Here is a 17,324-nt window from a genome sequence, read left to right as displayed (position 1 = left end):
CCCATCAGGAAGGTGCTCGATGACGAACGTGTTCAGCAGGAGGAGTCTGCTCGGAGCCGGGGGAGCAGTGGTCGGGGGAGCGGCGTTAGGCTCGCTCGGCATGAGCCAGGCGTCGGGTGCGACTCCGCAGGCGTCGACCACCGGCCTGTGGCAGTCCGAGCGGGTCCGGTACGACGCGAAGTACCGGCTCGTCTACACCGCCGACGCCGAGGGGAACCGGATCCCCGACTTCAGCTACGCCGGCTACAAGTACGGCGACAGCCCGATCCCGCACGTCCGGACCGTCAAGACGGTCAAGCCGATCGAAGGCGACAACACCGCCCACCTGCAGGCCGCGATCGACGAGGTTGCCGGCCGCACCCCGGATCACGCCGGTTTCCGCGGCGCCCTACTACTTGCCCCCGGCAACTACTCCGTCGCCGGCACGCTGCGAGTGAACCAGTCGGGCGTCGTCCTCCGCGGCTCCGGCGACGGCGCCGACCCGGAACGGCACACCATCATCCAGGCGACCGGCAACACCCCGGTCTCGCGCGACGTGATCGTGCTCGGCGGCGGTACCAGCACCAGCTGGCGTGGCCAGGTCCCCGGAACCAGGACCGACATCACCAGCGACTGGGTGCAGGTCGGCTCACGCTCGTTCGAGGTCGCCGACGCCAGTGCGCTCAAGAAGGGCGACAACATCATCCTGATCCACCCGTGTACGGAAGCCTGGCTCACCGCGGTCGATCACGGCGGTACGGCAACCGACGCGGGCTGGACGGTGGACAGTCAGCCGATCACGTACAACCGCTACATCCACTCGATCCGCGGCAACACGGTGACTGTTGACGTGCCGCTCTTCGAGCATCTGCGGCGCGACCTGGCCCAGTCCTACCTCTACGTCTGGGACCGCGCCGGCCTGGTGACCGGCGTCGGGGTCGAGAGCCTGCGGATCGACATCCAGTTCGCGGGTGACCCGGACGTGGACGAGGCGCATGCGTGGGTCGGCGTGAAGGTCCGCCAGGTCGAGGACGCGTGGGTTCGCGACAGCACCTTCCTGCACTTCGCGAAGGCCGGCGTCGAGACCACCGAGGCGACCCGGGTCACCGTCCGCAACTGCCGCGCCCTCGATCCGGCCTCGGTCGTCACCGGCGGGCTGCGCTACAACTTCAACTGCGAGTCCTTCTCCCAGCAGGTGCTGTTCGTCGACTGCCACGCCACCAAGGCCCGGCACGCGTTCATCTCCAACGGCGCCAGCAGCGCCTCGGGCATCGTCTTCCTGCGCGGTACGTCGGAAGGCGCGCTCGCGTCCAGCGAAGGCCACCGGCGGTGGAGCCAAGGACTGCTCTGGGACAACCACCGCGATGTCGCGCCGCAGGTCGACCTGACGCTGGGCATCTACAACCGTGGCGACTACGGCACCGGGCACGGCTGGGCGACCTCGCACTCGGTCGGCTGGAACTGCGACACCGGCACCGCCAAGCTCGTCGTCCAGAAGCCGCCGACGGCGCAGAACTACGCGATCGGATGCCGGGGAGTGGTCACCGGGGACGGCCCGTTCAGCCAGCCGGCCGGCTACATCGAGGGTGCGAACCGCCCGGGACTGTTCCCGCCGTCGCTCTACCAGGCGCAGTACCTGGACCGCCATCGGTGATCTTTGATCACAGAAAAAGCCTCGCGAGGCACCACGACCTGGGGGATCGAAGGTACCTCGCGAGGGATCTCGGAGCCGGGCTCCATCGCTGAACGAGGTCCCGGCCGGCTGTGTTCTGTCTGACCCCCCAGGCAGTCCCCCCACCCCACAGCCGGCCGAAGCCGCGTTCGGCGATGTCTCCTAGCATCGGGCCCTCCCAGCCGATGCCCGGATCTCCCGCGCTGACTCAAGGTTGCCGTGGTCACGCTGCGTGGCACAGGGACGGAACCCTGACATCGCCCTGACAAACGCAGGGTGACAACGAACGCCTCGGCGCGATCTCGCGGATCGTGACGAGGCGTTCGCTTTGAGTGCCTGGAAATCGGTTCGGAATCGGATTCAAATGAACCCGTCAATAACACTCAGTGCAGATATCCGGAGACCGCTTTGGTGAATCCGGCGATCCGGTTCAGTGGCGTGCCGGCGCCGGGCTCGTCGCCGGAATAGGGAGCCGACGGAGCCGGAATTCCCTCGCCCTTGCAACTGACGTCGCGAGCCGGCGCCACCCCGGTGGTGAGGAACGTGTTGACGATCTTGTCGGCGCACTTGTTCACCCCGCCGTAGATGCCGTGGTCGCCCTCGCCGGTGATCGTGACGAGCCGCGATCCGGCGTAGCGCTGGTGCGCCGCGGCGGCCAGTGAGGCGTTGGTCGCGGGGTCGTGCGCGGACTGCACCATCAACGTCGTCGGCAAGCCTTTACCGGTCGGCGTCGGCATCGTGAGCGCGGGCCGATCCCAGTAGAAGCAGGGGTTCTCGTTCATCGACCAGCCGATCAGCGGGTACTTCGGGCCGAGGTCGGCCGCCAGCTCGTCGCCGACCTCCCGGCCCTGCGGCCAGGGCGTGTCGTTGCAGGTGACGGCGGTGAAGGTCGCGCCCTCCGCGTCGTCGCCGAACGCCTGGCCGATCGGCGGCAGGCCGATCGGTCCGCTGGTCGCCCGCCGGACGAGTTCCTGCTGACGGGCCGGCGGCAATGCGTCGACCTTGTGTTGCGCGGCCTTCGGCCCACCGGCGGTCTGCGCGGCGGACAGACCCCGGAGAAATGCGAGATCCAGCGCCAGTGACTGGAAATCCATCTTTGTATACATATCCGAGGCGACGATCTGGTCGAGCGTGTTCTGGTCGTAGGTGATCTTCATCGACCCGTCCAGGAACTCCTCGACGGCCGGCTGCTTTTTCAGTTCCCGGCGCAGTCGCTCATAAGTTCTGATCACCAAGCGTGGCGACGAGCCCAGCTGCAGCCGGTCGTCGTGCTTGGCCGCCCACGGAGCGAAGTCTTCGCGGAAGCGCCGCTCGAAGGCCTGCGGCTGGGCCTCGAAGGTCTCCGACCACGGTCGGGTGAAGTCGGTGTTCGAGTCGAGCACGAAGCGGCCGACGTGGGCCGGGAAGTAGGTCTGGTAGTACGCGCCGAGCCAGGTGCCGCCGGAGTAGCCGAGCCAGTCGATCTTCTCGTAGCCGAGCAGCCGGCGGATCAGGTCGATGTCCTGGACGGTCTGCGCGGTGTTGACGTAGGGGAGCAGACCGCGGGACTGGCGTTCGCAGTACGGCCGGGTGAGGAGAGCGGCCTCCGAGATGAGGCCGAGGTTCTCGTTGTCGCGGTCGCGCGCGTCCATGGTGAATCCGGGTGCGCCCTGGCAGGTGACGTTGGCGCTGTCGCCGGTGCCGCGCGGGTCGAACCCGACGTACAGGTGGTCCTTGCCGAGGCCGGGCTGACTGGCCAGGTACGGCGCCATGCCGAGCCCTGCTCCACCGGGGCCGCCGGGGTTGCCGAAGATGACCCGGCTCGGCTTCTTCTTGCTCTTGCTGGCAGGGGTGACCTTGCTGACGGCGAGGTCGATGTCGTTGCCGGAGTACTGGTTCGACCAGTCGCGGGGTGCGGTGATCTTGGCGCAGTAGGTCCGGTACTCCGGGTCGCCGCACTGCGTCCAGGCGAGCTTCTGTGTCAAGTACCGGGTGGCCACCTTGTTGGGACCCGACTGCACCCGCTCCGTTCCGGTCTGCAGCGAGGCGGTCGCCCCGGAGCCCGGAATCGCGAGCAGTGCGGCGGTACTGATACCCAGGGCGACGGCCAGGGTACGGAACTTCATACGTTCTCCAAGGAATGGCCAAGCGTGATCGGACCGTCGCAATCTGTCATGTCAGACAGGGCAGGTCGAGCACCACCCCCGGCTCGTCGCGGATCGCTTGAATGCTATGGACGCAAGGTCATTCCGGACTGGACAGCTCTCCCAGCTGGTCGTCGGTCATTGGTACGACCACCAGCTTGGTGGTGCTGGTCCTCGACGGTGCCAGGCTGTCGGCAAGCAAGGTGAAGAAGCGCTCCCAGGTCCCGGGCGCCACTCGCCCGAACCGCAGCTCGACCGCCCCGACCGCGGCCAGCAGCAACGGCAGATCGGTCGGGTCCAGGTCGTCCCGTACCGCGCCCGCCGCCTGCGCGCGACGCAACGCCTCGGTCCCCAGCGGCGCGAACTCGGCACGCAGCCGGGTCACCATCGGCTCCGGCGGGATCTCGGCCAGCAGTACGTCCCGCATCGCCTGGTTGAGTGCGACCCGCTCGGCGAGCTCGCGCAGCAACCAGAAGAAGGCCGGCCCCGGATCGTCCCGGTCCAGCGCCTGCCGGGTCAGCGTCAGCACCTCTTCGAGCATCGGCGCGAGCAGCTCGCTCAGCAGCGCGGCCCGGTCGTCGATGTGCCGGTAGACGGTGCCGACGCCGAGGCCGGCGCGGGCGGCGATCTCCTCGAGCGAGACCGCGAAGCCGCGCTCGACGAACAGCTCGCCGGCGGCGTCCAGCAGTCGCTGCCGGTTGCGCTCGGCGTCCTTGCGCGGGCGGCGGGTGGGCTCGGGAGTGACGGGCATGACATCCACAATACCGGAATCCGTGGTTCCACTTCTGCTACCGTACTAAACGGAAGAACCGATTCCGTTTTACTTGGAGGAGTGTCCAGCCATGCGCCGTTCCCCGTCCGCCGTACTTGCAGCCTGCTGCCTGACCGTCGTCCTCGTGATGGCGTCGGTGGCCGGGGTCAACCTCGCCCTGAAGGACCTGGCGCTCGACCTGGGTGCGTCGAGCGCCCAGCTCACCTGGGTCGCCGACGCCTACACCGTCGCGCTGGCCGCGCTCGTCCTGCCGTTCGGAGCGATCGGCGACGACTTCGGCCGGCGGCGGGCGCTGATCGCCGGGACCGCGATCTTCGGCTTGACCGCTTTCGTGGCAACCTTTGCGGGCTCGGTTGGTCTGGTCATCGCTTGCCGGGCGGTGATGGGGATCGGCGCAGCGCTGGCGATGCCGCCCACGCTGTCGACGATCACGGCCGTGTTCCCCGCGGATCGGCGGGATCGCGCAGTCGGGGTATGGGCCGGATTCGCGAGTGTCGGGGCCGTGCTCGGGTTGCTGCTCTCGGGGAGCCTGCTGGAGGCGTTCTCGTGGCGTTCGACCTTCTTGGCGCTCGCAGCAATGGCCCTGGTCGCGGTCGTCGCGATCGTGCTGCTGGTGCCCGACACCCGCGGCGCCGAGGATCCGGCGGTGGATCTGGGTGGCGCAGCGCTGTCGGCGATCGGGATCGGTGCGCTGGTGTTCGGGCTGATCGAAGGGGCGGATCGCGGCTGGGACCACTGGTTGTCGATCGGCGCGTTCGTGCTGGCCGCTATCGCGTTGTCCAGTTGGGTTCTGCAGGCGCTGCGGCGGGAGCGGCCGATGCTGGATCTGCGGCTGTTCGCGTTGCGTGGCTTCAGCAGCGGGTTCACGACGCTGGTGATCCAGTTCCTCGGGACCTTCGGCTTCTTCTATGTCGGTTTGCAGTACCTGCAGTTGGTACTCGGGTATGGGCCGCTGCGCTCCGCGCTCGGCTTCCTGCCGATGGCCGCCGTCGTGATGCCGCTGTCCTCGCTGTCGCCCCGACTCGCGGCCCGGTGGGGGAACAAGCCGTGGATGGCGGCCGGGCTGGTGTCGATGGCGGTCGGCTTCGTGCTCGCTGCGCGGCTCGGCGCCGATTCGCCGTACTGGCAGTTCCTGATCGCTCTGCTGATCTTCAGTGGTGGGCTGGCGTTGTCGGCGACGCCGTCGACGAACAGCATCGTGTCCGCGCTGCCGCCTGCGAAGCAGGGCGTTGCTTCAGCGGTCAATGACGTGACGCGTGAGTTCGGGGCCGCGCTGGGAATCGCTCTGCTCGGCTCGCTCTTCAGCTCCGCGTACGCCGACCGCGCGGCCGGCCTGGTCGCCGGCCTTCCCCCGGAAGCCGCCACTCACGTGAAGGACTCAGCCGCCGCCGGTCTCGAGGTTGCCGCTGATCCTCGCCTAGGTGCTCATGGGCCGGCCTTGGCCGAGGGGGTGCGGGAGGCCTTTGTGCATGGGATGTCGCACTCCTTCCTCGCCGGCGCGATTGTCGTAGGGGTTGGCCTTGCCTTCGTACTGATCGTCACTCCGCACCGCAGTGTCCCTGTGGAAAAGTCTGCCGAGCTGGCGGTGGTGGGGGACTAGCATCTGGGCGATGCGGATGCTGCTGAAATACGCCTACGGGGTGGTCCCGGGCGCGACTGTGGGCACGTTGGTGCTCGCGTTGGCGTCGGCTGGTTCGGCGGCGGTGCTCAACTTGCTGATCGGGCGGGTGGTGGGAGCGCTGCCCGGCGTACTGGACGGTGGTCCGGTCGGCGGTTCCTTCGTGGCACTGTTTGTTGCTTTCGGCATCGTGTTCGTGCTGGGCGGGGTGCTGCCGGAGGTGTTGTCGACCGCGCAGTGGATGCTCGCGCAGTCGGCCGCGTATGACTTGTGGCCGCGGCTGGCCTCGCCGTTGCTGGCGCCGCGGCGGATCGGGCACCTGGATGATCCGGTCGTGCTTGATGAGGTGGAGCGGGCGCGCGGTGGGCACGGGTGGGCGATCGAGGCTTCGCTGGGGCGGGTTGTCGGGTTGTTCTCGGCTCGGGTGATGTTGATCGGGCAGACGGTTTTGGTCGGCGCGCTCTTCAATTGGGTTGTCGCGGTGGTGCTGGCCGGGGCGGTGCTGGTGACCGAGCGGCGCTACCTCCGGAAGCTCGACGGGGAGCTCGAGGCGTACCAAGGGATGACGGAGGAGCAGCGGCGGGCGCAGTACCTCTTTGAGCTGGGTACGGATGAGGGCGCCAAGGAGTTGCGGGTCTTCGGTCTGCACGGCTGGTTGGTCGATCGGTATCGGACCGAGTGGACGGCCGCGATGCGGGAGATCTGGCGGGCGCGGCGGTCGGGCGCTCTTCGCGGGATGATTCCGCTGGCGGGGTATCTGCTTGTCTTCGCCGCGGCGATTCTGTACGTCGCGGTGCGGGCCCGGCGGGGCGATCTCGGTGTCGCGCAAACGGCGACGGTGCTGCCGGCGATGCTGACCTTGGCGGTGAGCGTGTCGCCGTACACGGCGTTGCAGGTGAGGCGTGGGGTCACGGCGTACAAGGCGATGCTGCACGTCCCGGTGCTGATCGGCGAACGGCATCCGGAAAGGGGTGCTGCCGAGGCGGATTTGGCTCTGGCGCCTCGGCAAGGGATCAGGTTCGAGCAGGTCGGTTTCCGGTACCCGGGCAGCGATCGCGATGTTTTCGACGGGCTCGACCTCGAGCTGCGGAGTGGTGAGGCGCTGGCGCTGGTCGGGGTGAACGGGGCGGGCAAGTCGACGTTGGTGAAGCTGCTGACAGGGACGTACCAGCCGACCCGCGGGCGGATCACCGTCGACGGGGTGGACCTCGCGACGCTTTCGCCGGCCGCGCTGGAGAGCTGGCAACGGCGGGTCGCCGCGATCGTGCAGGACTTCGTCCATTTCCCGCTCTCGGTCCGCGACAACATCGGCTTCGGTCGGATCGAGCAGTACGACGACGACACCGGTCTGGTGCGTGCGGCGTCGAGGGCTGGAGTTGACGAGCTGATCGACGGGCTGCCGCTTGGGTGGGACACGGTGCTCGACAAGGCCTGGGAGGGCGGCGCGGATCTGTCGGGTGGGGAGTGGCAGCGGATCGCGCTGGCCCGGGCGCTGTTCGCAGTACAGGGCGGGGCGAAGGTACTGGTGCTGGACGAACCGGCCGCGGCGCTGGATGTCCGGGCTGAGGCGCGGCTCGTTGCGGAGTACCTGGATCTCACTCGCGGGTTGACGTCGCTGATCATCTCGCACCGATTCTCGGTGGTTCGGGACGCGCATCGGATCTGCGTGCTCGACGGCGGGCGGATCGTCGAGGCGGGGACGCATTCCGAGTTGCTGGCCGGCGATGGGCGCTATGCGCAGATGTTCCGGCTGCAGGCTGAGCGCTACCTGGGAGGTTCCCCGGATGCGTGAGCAGGTGCGGACGGTGGGGTTGTGGTTGATGACGGGGTTGCGGGCGGCGCCGTTTCACTCGACCGCGCTGGTGGTGATGCTTTGCCTGCAGGCGGCGATCGCGCCGGTGCGGACGTACGGGGTGAAGCTGATCGTCGATGGCGTCGGCGGTGCGGGTGAAGGGCCGATCCGGCTGGGCGTCGTGGTCATACTCGCGACCTTCGCCGTTGCCTTCGCGGGGACCTCGGTGGATGGGTATCTGGAGAGCGCGGGGGCGGACCGCGTCGAGCGCTGGGTGCTGTCCGACATCCTGCGGCTCACCACCCACATCCCCGGGATCGAGCAGCACGAGCGGCCGGATGTCGCGGACCGGCTGTCTCAACTGCGTGACAGCGCGCGCGAGCTGGGGTGGTTCGCGTTGGTGCTGTTCCAGCTGATCTCGACCTGCGTCACGATCGTGCTGGTGGTGGCGATGCTCAGCGGCGTACACCCGATCTTCGCTGTTCTGCTCGTGCTCGCGTTCGGGCAGGTGTGGGCCACGAGCCTCGACTCGAAATGGATGCAGGACACGATGGAGCGGATGCAGCCGTATGGCCGGCTGGTGCGTTCCCTGAGTGAGCTGGCTCGCGAGCCACGTGCGGCGACCGAGCTGCGGGTCTTCGGCCTCGGCCCCACGTTGCTCTCGCGGATCCGGTCGTTGTCCGGGACCATGTACGCCGGTGAGCGGCGCGCGATGGTTCGCGGGCTGGCGGTCGTCACGCTGGCCAAGACGATCTTCCGGCTCGCGTACCTCGGCGCTGTCGTCTACCTGATCGTGCTGGCGGGACGCGGCTCGGCGTCACCGGGTGATCTTGCGCTGGTGGTCTTGCTTGCCCCACAGGTCGATGGCGCTGCGTCGGAGGCCGGCGACGGGGTCAGCCGGGTTGGGGTCGCGCTGCGGAGCTTTGGTCGCTATCGCTGGCTGCGCGACTACGCGTCGTCGCATTCCTGGAAGGGCGGCGCGACGCCGGCGCACGACCGATTGGGTGATGCGACGCCGGCGCCTGAGCGGGTGGGTGGTGTGGGGTCGGCGCCTGTTCGGCTTGTCAGCGGGATCGAGTTGCGCGACCTGTCCTTCGCATACCCGGGGACGGACGTTGCGGTGCTCGACTCGGTCAGTCTGGTGATCCCGGCGGGGACGAGCGTGGCGCTGGTGGGGGAGAACGGGGCGGGGAAGTCGACGCTGGTGAAGTTGCTGTCGCGGATGTACGACCCGACGAGCGGCTCGATCCTGGTGGACGGCGTGCCGTTGTCGACGATCGATCCGGTGGCTTGGCGGGAGCGGTTGTCGGCGGGGTATCAGGACTTCGTCAAGTACGAGTTCAGTGCGCGTCTCGTGGTCGGGGTCGGCGACCTTGCTCGTCTCGATGACGAGGAGGCTTTGAGGGCTGCCTTGGTGCGTGGGGAGGCTTTGGAGCTGGTTGAGGAATTGCCGCGCGGGCTGGATACGCAGTTGGGGACGCGGTTCTCGGAGAGTTCGGAGTTGTCGGGCGGGCAGTGGCAGCGGCTCGCGTTGGCGCGGGCGTTTCTGCGCGAGCTACCACTGGTGCTGCTGCTCGACGAGCCGACCGCGGCGCTGGATCCCGAGGCGGAGCACGCTTTGTACGAACGGTTCGCGGAGGCGTCGCGGGTGGCGGCTGCGGAGACGGGCGGGATCACGGTGCTGGTGTCACATCGGTTCTCGACGGTGCGGATGGCGGATCTGATCGTGGTGATGGATCAGGGGCGGGTCGTGGAGGTCGGGAGTCACCAGGCCTTGGTGGGGGCGCGGGGACGGTACGCGGAGCTGTTCGAAGTACAGGCCCGGGCTTATCGATGAATTTGTCGGTGGGTGGTTCTAGGGTCGGTCGCATGGGTGACTGTGGAGATTTGGTGATCGGGCAGCTGGAGTTCTACTGGGACTTCCACCTGCGGCCACGGCTGGAGGGCATGACCGACGCTGAGTACCAATGGGCGCCGGCGCAACCCAGCTGGACGGTGCATGCCGGGCCCGACGGTCAAGTGGTGTTCGACATCGAGGATCCCGAGCCGTCACCGCCGCCGGTGCCGACGATCGCCTGGCGGCTGGTGCACATCGCGGTCGGCTGCTTCGCCGCCCGCTACAACACCTTCTTCGACGACACGCTCGACGCACCGATGTGGGATCCACGCCATCGTCCGACCGACCTCCCGGTGACAGCCGACGCCGGCCTGGCCTTCCTCGACCTCTGGTACGGCAAATGGCACGACGCGATCCGCAACCTCGACGACGCCGGCCTCGCCGCACCCCTCGGCCCCAAGGGCGGCCCCTACGCAAACGACTCGATGCTGTCCCTGATCGTCCACCTCAACCGCGAAACCATGCACCACGGCGCCGAGATCTGCCTACTCCGCGACCTCTACCGCGCCAACGTGGCCACTACATGACCGCCATCGACCAAGACCGCGCCGACGCGACCGCCTTCGTCGACCGTGCCGACGTGACCGCCTTCGTCGATCGTGCCGACGCGACCGCCTTCGTCGACCGTGCCGACGTGACCGCCTTCGTCGATCGGGCTGGGGTACTTGTCGGATGACCGCCTTCGACCTGCACATCGTCTTCGACTGCGCCAACCCGGACCTGGTCGCCCGCTTCTGGATGGAAGCGCTCGGTGGCTACGACTTCCCGATGCCGGTCCCGGACGGCTTCACCACCTGGGACGACTGGGCCGACGCCCAAGGAATCCCCGTCGACCAACGCCCCACCGGCCGCACCCTCGTCGACCAGGACCGCGACCGCCCCGACATCTTCTTCCTCCAGGTCCCCGAAGCCAAGGCCGGCAAGAACCGCCTCCACCTCGACATCAAAGTCGCCCCGGCCTCTCCGGTGCAGACCGCCGAACGAAGATCACCGCGGAAGCCCAACGGCTGACCGCACTCGGCGCCACGATCTCCCAGACGCTGGACGAACCCGACGGTTTCCACCTGATCATGCAAGACCCCGAAGGCAACGAGTTCTGCGTGGCCTGATGGACCCGCTCTGGACCTGCCCGACCTGCGGCCGCACCTTCGCCAACCGCAACCAGACCCACACCTGCCGCCCGCTAGGCGACCTCGACACCCACTTCACCGGCAAGGACCTAACAGTCCGCGAAACCTTCGACCGCGTCGTCGCGGTAGTCCGCGCCCTTGGCCCCGTCGAAGTCCTCCTAGAGAAAACCCGCATCGCCCTCCACGTCCGCATGAGCTTCGCCGCCTTCACCCCACGCCTCCACTGGCTGGACGGCCACGTAGTACTGGCCGAACAACTCAACAGCCCCCGCTTCACCAAGATCGAGGTCTACTCCACCCACAACATCCTCCACGCCTTCCGCCTCCACACCCCCGCAGACGTAGACACCGAAGTAACCAACTGGCTAACCGACGCCTACGCATTAGGCCACCAACACCACCTCCACTAACCAAGTACCGGCCCGAGCTAGCTGTGTAGCGCCGTGAAGACCTGTCGCTGGGTCGTGTCGTCGGGGTCGTGACCGCCGTCGTACATGCGGGCTTTCGCGCCGGCGATGGTCGTCACCAGCCATTCGGCGTGGGCCGGCGTCGAATTGTCATCCTCCGATCCGAACCAGACCTCAACTGGTACGCCGATGTCGCGCAACTTGAAGCCCCACGGCTTACTCAACGCCAGGTAGTCATCGATCCACCCATCCAGCCCGTCAACACAAGCCGCCCGCATCCGTTCGTACCGCCCGCCATCTGGTGCTCCGGTGGCGAACTCTCGCAGTAGCTCTGGTCCTCGGCGGCCGAGTTGGTCGCGGAGGAACGGTTCTCCGCGAACGGCGTCTGCCGGCCAGTCGAGCGAGCCGAAGGCCGTGGTGCCAGGTGGTGCGATGGCTGCGACGGTGCTGCAGCGGATCACCCTGTGGGGGAGGAGTGCGGCGGTCGCGAGGGCGTGCGGGCCGCCGCCGGAGAAGCCGGTGACGGCGAATCGCTTCCAGCCCATCACGTCGGCGAGCACCTCCACATCGGCCGCGACGTCCGCGACGGTTCGGCCGGGTTGCCGGTCGGAGCCGTAGCCGGGGCGACCGTGGAGGAGCAGCCGGAGGCCGGCTTGCTCGATCGCGGTGATGACATCCGGGCGTTCCCATCGAGTCCCGGGCGTCCCGTGGTGGGCGATGACGGGTAGGCCGGCCTCATCGCCGTACAGGCAGTACTTGAGGGTGCGGCCGTCCGCGGTCACGAGCCTGTGGGTGGGAGTCACCCGCCCATTCAATCACTCCGGCAGGAAACGGACTGTGGTCCAGTTTTGTGGTACGGTGGGTTTTCCGTTGTTTTGAAGGGGAAACTGATGACTGTTGCTGTCGTTCCGGGGATCATCGTCGTGTACTCCGATATCTGGTGCTCGTTCGCGCATCTGGCCGTGCATCGACTGCATGCGACGCGCGCCCGGCTGGGGTTGGATGGGCGGGTGGCGTTCGACCACCATGCGTTCCCGCTGGAATTGCTGAACGGGCACAGCAGTCCGCGGCCGGGGACCGATTCGGAGGTGTCGGCGATCGGGCGGCTTGATCCGGAGGCTGGGTGGAAGTTGTGGCAGGCGCCCGACTGGACCTATCCGACGACTACGTTGCCGGCGCTGGAGGCTGTGCAGGCTGCCAAGGAGCAGGGGCTTGCCGCGAGCGAGGCGCTGGATCTCGCGTTGCGCAAGGCGTTCTGGGTCGACAGTCGGTGCATCAGCTTGCGGTCGGTGTTGCTGGAGGTTGCTGCCGAGACGGGAGTCGTCGACGTCGAGCAGCTGGCGGAGGCACTCGACGACGGCCGTGCTCGGAAGCTGGTGATGGCTGACTTCGCCGTGTCCCAGACGGACGCGGTCCAATGCAGCCCTCACCTGTTCCTCGCCGATGGTACGAACGCCGCCAACCCTGGCGTGGAAGTCCACTACACCGACGCCTACGGCACCGGCTTTCCGATCGCCACCGCCGACAACCCGTCGATCTACGAAACCCTCCTACTCCAAGCCGCCAACGCCCTCGAGCCCGCCTGACCCCACCCGCCAACCCGCACCGCCACATCACCCGCCCGCGCTGCCGGCCACGGCCCGTACGGCCACGTCACCCGCCTGGCGAAGGCCGGTTCTGGCTACCTTGAACACCTTGTGGCTGCCTTGAACACGTCACAGCATGTCCCAGGTCGCCGTTTGGTGTTCGAGCCACCCATTGCCGGCTCGTCGTGCCGGCGGTGGAGTCCGGTTCGGGGGTGGCGCGGCGGCTGGGCGGGGTGGTTAGAGCTCGATGCCGGTGTGGGTTTGGATGTGGTCCGGCAGCGGGTCGTGGGTATCGCCGGTGGTGGGCGTGTTGGCAGGATCCATGACGAGAATCTGCGCGCCGCCATCGGAGAAGGGCCGGTGGTAGATGCCCTTGGGTACGACGAAGAGCGAGCCGGCCGGGAGGCTGATCACCCGCTCGTCGGGGTCGCGGACAGCGATGTTGAAGTCGCCGTCCAGCGTCAGGAAGAGCTCGTCGGTGCTGTCGTGGACATGCCAGATGTAGGAGCCCTTCACGTGCGTCACGCGGATGTCGTAGTCGTTGATCCGCGCGGCGATCCGCGGATTCCACAGGTCGTCGAAAGTAGCGAGTACGGCGCGGAGGTCGATCGGTTCGTTGGTCACACAACCATCCTCGCCAGGTGCGTTCCGATCGCGTGAGTGCTAGGAATAACACATGTCGAAACAATCCTCGCAAGGACCGGCGCGGCCGCACAAGGTCGTGGTGATCGTCGGCGAGGGGTCGAATCCGTTCGAGCTCGGGGTGGCGACGGAGCTGTTCGGGTTGCGGCGGCCGGAGCTGGATCGGGAGTGGTACGAACTGGTCCTCTGTACGCCGGAGCCGGCCGTCCGCATGCACAGCGGCTTCTTCCAGCTCACCGGGGTCGCCGGACTCGACCAGGTCGACGACGCGGACACTGTCATCGTCCCGAACCGCCCGGACCCCGAAGTACCGCCGACGCCGGAAGTTCTCGATGCCGTACGCCGGGCCGCCGCGCGCGGAGCGCGATTGGTGAGCTTCTGCACCGGCGCCTTCACCCTCGCGGCGGCCGGGGTGCTCGACGGCGGCCGCGCCACCACGCACTGGCGCTGGGTCGACCTCTTCGCCGCCATGTATCCCGAGGTCAAACTGGAACCCGACGTCCTGTTCGTTGACGAAGGCAACGTCCTCACTGCTGCCGGCAGTGCCGCTGCCCTCGACCTCGGCCTCCACCTGATCCGCCGCGATCACGGCGCCGAGATCGCCAACGCAGTCAGCCGCCGACTCGTCTACACGGCTCACCGCGACGGCGGCCAACGCCAATTCATCGACCAGCCCGTCCCGCCCGTAGCCGACACGTCCCTGGCCCCGCTCCTCACCTGGATCCGCGAGGAACTGGCCAGCCCTCTGACAATCGCCGACATCGCCGCCCACGCCGCCATGAGCCAAGCAACCCTCCACCGCCACTTCCAAGCAGAACTAGGCACAACACCCCTGGCCTGGCTAACCGCCGAACGAGTCTCCCTAGCCTGCCGCCTACTAGAAGCCGGCGAAATCCGCCTGGACGCAGTAGCCCGCCAATCCGGCCTGGGCACCGCGACCAACCTACGAATCCAACTAAGACGCCGCACCGGCCTGACCCCCAGCAACTACCGCCGCCGCTTCACCCTCAACACCTCCGAGTGATGAATTGCCCCCACCCGTACTCGCTCGTTCGCCCCGGAGTCTTGAGCCCACCGAACCACCTGGCATGGACTGCCTTGGCCAAGGGCGGGTGGGATGGCTGACGGTTGGCTCTACTCGTGCTCGCTCGTGGGGCTGGAGTTATGGGTCCGCCCGAGCTGTTTGGTGTGGGCTGTCTTGGGCGAGGGCGGGTGGGGTGGCTGGCGGTTGGTTCTGCTCGTGCTCGCTCGTGGGGCTGGAGTTTTGAGCCCGCCCGAGCTGTTTGGTGTGGGCTGTCTTGGTCGAGGGCGGGTGGGGTGGCTGGCGGTTGGTTCTGCTCGTGCTCGCTCGTCGGGCTGGAGTTTTGAGCCCACCCGAACAAGCTGGTGTGGACCGCCTTGGTCAAGGGGAGCGGATCGCTGCTGGGCTATGGTTTGGCTCCGCCTGTACTCCCTTGTCGCGCGAAACAGCTCAGCCGTTGATGTTGATGTCGACGAATCCGGCCTCGTTATCGGGTCGCGCCGGACCATGCAGCGGAAAGTCCTGCTGGCCAAGTAGCTGCGGACAGCACAGCGTCGGCGCGAATCGCGATGCCACTGTGAGAGCCGATGCTCGTCGGTGCTAGGCGCTGTCGACCCAAGGATCGAAGTCCGCGTTGTCCGGACCGGTAAATGGCCTGCCGGTGATAGTGAGCCGTTCTGATGGCGTGGTGTCCGCAGAGGGCGTCGGTTCGTCTGAGTTGCGGCAGTCGGGCTGCAACTTGTCGACGATCGGCGGCTGCGATTTGGCGTTGTGATCTCCCCACGGGTCGGTGGCCGCTGCGTCCTCTGGGTTGATCCAGCCGATGTCGTGGACATAGGACCAGTGCCATCCGGGCCTGGCCGGAGGATTGGTGTCAGGGCTCGCGACTGCCGTCTCGCCGCTGGCGGCTCGAGCCCAGCAGGCAGTATCTGAGGTCGCAGGTGTCGGGTTCGTGAAGGGCGGTGAAGACCACGGGTCAGCCTCCCGCGCCGCGGGCGATGTGTCCCCGACGGCTGATGGCTGGGCGTCCGTGCCGGATGGTGCTCGACCGTCCATGGCGGATGATGCTCGGCTGTCCGTGCCGGATGGTGGCTGGGTGTCCGTGGTGGATGGTGGCCGGGCGCCCGTGCCGGATAGTGCTCGGCTGTCCGTGTCGGATGGTGGCTGGGTGTCCGTGGTGGATGGTGGCGGTAAGGGGGCGGTGGTGGTCGCTGCGGGTGGTCGGTCAGCTGTTGTGATCGATGGCGGCCAGGGGGTAGTGGCCGTCGGCGCGGGTGCGGTGGCGGGGGTGGTGCTGGGCTGGTCGGGTTTTCGGCCGGTGTTTCGGGGTGGCGGGTCGGCCCAGGTGGGGCGGGTGACGTGGACCTGGTTGTCGATGATGGTGATGGTCCAGTGGCCGTCGTGCAGCGAGTTGTGGTCGACCCGGCAGAGCAGGACGAGGTTGGCGAGGCTGGTGACACCGCCGTCATGCCAGCTCACCAGATGATGCGCGTCGCAGTAGATCGGTGGGGCGTGGCAGATCACGCAGCCCTTGTCGCGCTGGTTCAACGCATTACGCAGACCGTTGGTGACATACCTGAACTCCCGGCCGACATCCAACGGCTGACTGTCCGAGCCCAACACGATCGGGATGATCCCGGCATCACACGCCAACCGGCGGATCGCCCCCGCCGACAGACCGTCGCCGTAGGTCAGATCCCCGGTCGCCTGCCGACCCGCCTCCAGCAGATCGTTCAGGCTGATGGTGACCGCGATATGCGGCTTGATCCCACCCCGGGTCGGCAGATCACCCGACGCCAACGCGATATCGAAGACATCCACCAGCGCATCGGCCTGACGCTTGCCCCGCGACCGTGGATCCTGCTCTCCCTCGTCGGTCTTATGCGGCTTCGCACCCGCCTGCAGAACGGTCTGCAACTTCTCGGCATTCTCACCCGCCAGGTAACCACCGAACTTCACCCCGTCGTCGGCCTTCTTCACCCACACCTCTTCACGGGCCCTGGCCGCATCCTCGCGCGGTTCGGGGCCATCGGTGTCGAGGATGTTGCGGACCTGCTCACCCATACTGCGCAGATCACCAGGACTCATGTACCGGGCCGCCTGCACCATCGCACCAGCCGCCGCATCAACCTCTTCCACGGAAACGTTCGCGCGTTTGGGGAGTTTCTCCAGCGCCGACACGATCGCATCAGCCTGCGCCGACGACAACACCACCACGTCATCCCCGGACAGGTCACCGCCGGACAGATCGTCGTCAAGAAGGTCGTCGCCGGGGAGGGTGTCGCCGGAGAGGTCATCGCCGGGGGCGGGGAGGGCGGCGGCCACGGCCGGGTACTTCGGAAGCGCGAGCGCGAGCCGGACGCGGCGGCGGGCCTCGGCCGGGTCGAGGCGGTAGCGTTTCTCGATCAGCCGGGCCGTGTCATGGGCACCGATCTCCTCGGCGTACCTGATCTCGTCGAGGCGGTGGAGGACCCGGTGGCGGCGCGCCAGGAGTTCTTCGATCGTGGCCTCGATGGCGTCGCAGGCAGACAGCAGTTCGTCGCCGCTCATCGTCTCCACCGCCCGGTCGTCCATACCCACAACGCTAGACGACCCCACCGACAGTTTCTGAACGCGAGAATCCTTTATCTACAAGAGAAAAGGTTCGCATGAGGCAGAGATGTCAGGTCGCGACCGGTGCTGATG

16 protein-coding genes are annotated in these 17,324 nt (G+C 67.5%); 11 read left to right on the top strand and 5 right to left on the bottom strand.

Annotated features, from left to right (window positions below; translation table 11 throughout):
• The first annotated feature begins 19 nt into the window (after window positions 1-19).
• Window positions 20-1,633, top strand: coding sequence for a hypothetical protein (locus tag ABD768_RS05735; RefSeq protein ID WP_343968307.1), 1,614 nt, complete (start codon window positions 20-22; stop codon window positions 1,631-1,633).
• A 401-nt stretch (window positions 1,634-2,034) separates the two neighbouring features.
• Here ABD768_RS05735 and ABD768_RS05730 read toward each other — a convergent pair whose 3' ends face one another.
• Complete coding sequence (locus ABD768_RS05730) at window positions 2,035-3,756, bottom strand: alpha/beta fold hydrolase (RefSeq protein WP_343968306.1); 1,722 nt, start codon at window positions 3,754-3,756, stop codon at window positions 2,035-2,037.
• Window positions 3,757-3,874: 118 nt separating this feature from the next.
• On the bottom strand, window positions 3,875-4,525 hold the full coding sequence (locus tag ABD768_RS05725; RefSeq protein WP_343968305.1) for a TetR/AcrR family transcriptional regulator: 651 nt from the start codon (window positions 4,523-4,525) through the stop codon (window positions 3,875-3,877).
• Window positions 4,526-4,616: 91 nt separating this feature from the next.
• Here ABD768_RS05725 and ABD768_RS05720 point away from each other — a divergent pair, with 91 nt between their 5' ends.
• From ABD768_RS05720 to ABD768_RS05685, 8 genes are read left to right on the top strand one after another with little or no spacing between them, the layout of a single operon-like run.
• On the top strand, window positions 4,617-6,146 hold the full coding sequence (locus ABD768_RS05720; RefSeq protein ID WP_344838046.1) for an MFS transporter: 1,530 nt from the start codon (window positions 4,617-4,619) through the stop codon (window positions 6,144-6,146).
• Window positions 6,147-6,156: 10 nt separating this feature from the next.
• Complete coding sequence (locus ABD768_RS05715) at window positions 6,157-7,956, top strand: ABC transporter ATP-binding protein (protein WP_344838043.1); 1,800 nt, start codon at window positions 6,157-6,159, stop codon at window positions 7,954-7,956.
• The gene (locus tag ABD768_RS05710; RefSeq protein WP_344838040.1) at window positions 7,949-9,793 is read left to right on the top strand and encodes an ABC transporter ATP-binding protein; all 1,845 of its coding nucleotides are present in this window, start codon (window positions 7,949-7,951) and stop codon (window positions 9,791-9,793) included. Before ABD768_RS05715 ends, ABD768_RS05710 begins: the two co-directional genes overlap by 8 nt.
• Before the next feature lie 32 nt (window positions 9,794-9,825).
• The gene (locus ABD768_RS05705; protein WP_344838037.1) at window positions 9,826-10,380 is read left to right on the top strand and encodes a DinB family protein; all 555 of its coding nucleotides are present in this window, start codon (window positions 9,826-9,828) and stop codon (window positions 10,378-10,380) included.
• Entirely contained in the window at window positions 10,377-10,529 is a 153-nt protein-coding gene (locus tag ABD768_RS05700; protein WP_344838034.1) for a hypothetical protein, read from the top strand. The genes ABD768_RS05705 and ABD768_RS05700 overlap by 4 nt, the downstream gene beginning before the upstream one ends.
• Complete coding sequence (locus ABD768_RS05695) at window positions 10,526-10,864, top strand: VOC family protein (protein ID WP_344838031.1); 339 nt, start codon at window positions 10,526-10,528, stop codon at window positions 10,862-10,864. The genes ABD768_RS05700 and ABD768_RS05695 overlap by 4 nt, the downstream gene beginning before the upstream one ends.
• Window positions 10,840-10,962 carry a VOC family protein gene (locus ABD768_RS05690; RefSeq protein WP_344838662.1) on the top strand — a complete coding sequence of 41 codons (123 nt, stop codon included), beginning with the start codon at window positions 10,840-10,842 and terminating at the stop codon, window positions 10,960-10,962. The genes ABD768_RS05695 and ABD768_RS05690 overlap by 25 nt, the downstream gene beginning before the upstream one ends.
• Entirely contained in the window at window positions 10,962-11,393 is a 432-nt protein-coding gene (locus ABD768_RS05685; RefSeq protein ID WP_344838027.1) for a DUF5655 domain-containing protein, read from the top strand. The genes ABD768_RS05690 and ABD768_RS05685 overlap by 1 nt, the downstream gene beginning before the upstream one ends.
• Before the next feature lie 17 nt (window positions 11,394-11,410).
• Here the strand turns inward: ABD768_RS05685 and ABD768_RS05680 are convergent, their stop codons facing one another.
• Window positions 11,411-12,193 (bottom strand): alpha/beta fold hydrolase, encoded by a 783-nt coding sequence (locus tag ABD768_RS05680; RefSeq protein WP_344838024.1) that lies wholly within the window; start codon window positions 12,191-12,193, stop codon window positions 11,411-11,413.
• A gap of 87 nt (window positions 12,194-12,280) precedes the next feature.
• On the opposite strand from ABD768_RS05680, the gene ABD768_RS05675 reads away from it, so the two are divergent.
• Complete coding sequence (locus ABD768_RS05675; protein ID WP_344838021.1) at window positions 12,281-12,976, top strand: DsbA family oxidoreductase; 696 nt, start codon at window positions 12,281-12,283, stop codon at window positions 12,974-12,976.
• A gap of 237 nt (window positions 12,977-13,213) precedes the next feature.
• Here the strand turns inward: ABD768_RS05675 and ABD768_RS05670 are convergent, their stop codons facing one another.
• Window positions 13,214-13,600 (bottom strand): cupin domain-containing protein, encoded by a 387-nt coding sequence (locus tag ABD768_RS05670; protein WP_344838017.1) that lies wholly within the window; start codon window positions 13,598-13,600, stop codon window positions 13,214-13,216.
• Window positions 13,601-13,652: 52 nt separating this feature from the next.
• Between ABD768_RS05670 and ABD768_RS05665 the strand changes: the two genes are divergently transcribed.
• Window positions 13,653-14,642, top strand: coding sequence for a helix-turn-helix domain-containing protein (locus ABD768_RS05665; RefSeq protein WP_344838015.1), 990 nt, complete (start codon window positions 13,653-13,655; stop codon window positions 14,640-14,642).
• 597 nt (window positions 14,643-15,239) lie between these two features.
• On the opposite strand, the gene ABD768_RS05660 is transcribed toward ABD768_RS05665, so the two are convergent.
• Entirely contained in the window at window positions 15,240-17,213 is a 1,974-nt protein-coding gene (locus ABD768_RS05660; protein WP_344838013.1) for a DUF222 domain-containing protein, read from the bottom strand.
• Between the last annotated feature and the right edge of the window lie 111 nt (window positions 17,214-17,324).

It is taken from the genome of Kribbella ginsengisoli (assembly GCF_039537185.1).
Classification (GTDB): domain Bacteria; phylum Actinomycetota; class Actinomycetes; order Propionibacteriales; family Kribbellaceae; genus Kribbella; species Kribbella koreensis.
This window is presented reverse-complemented; position numbering and strand designations above follow the sequence as displayed.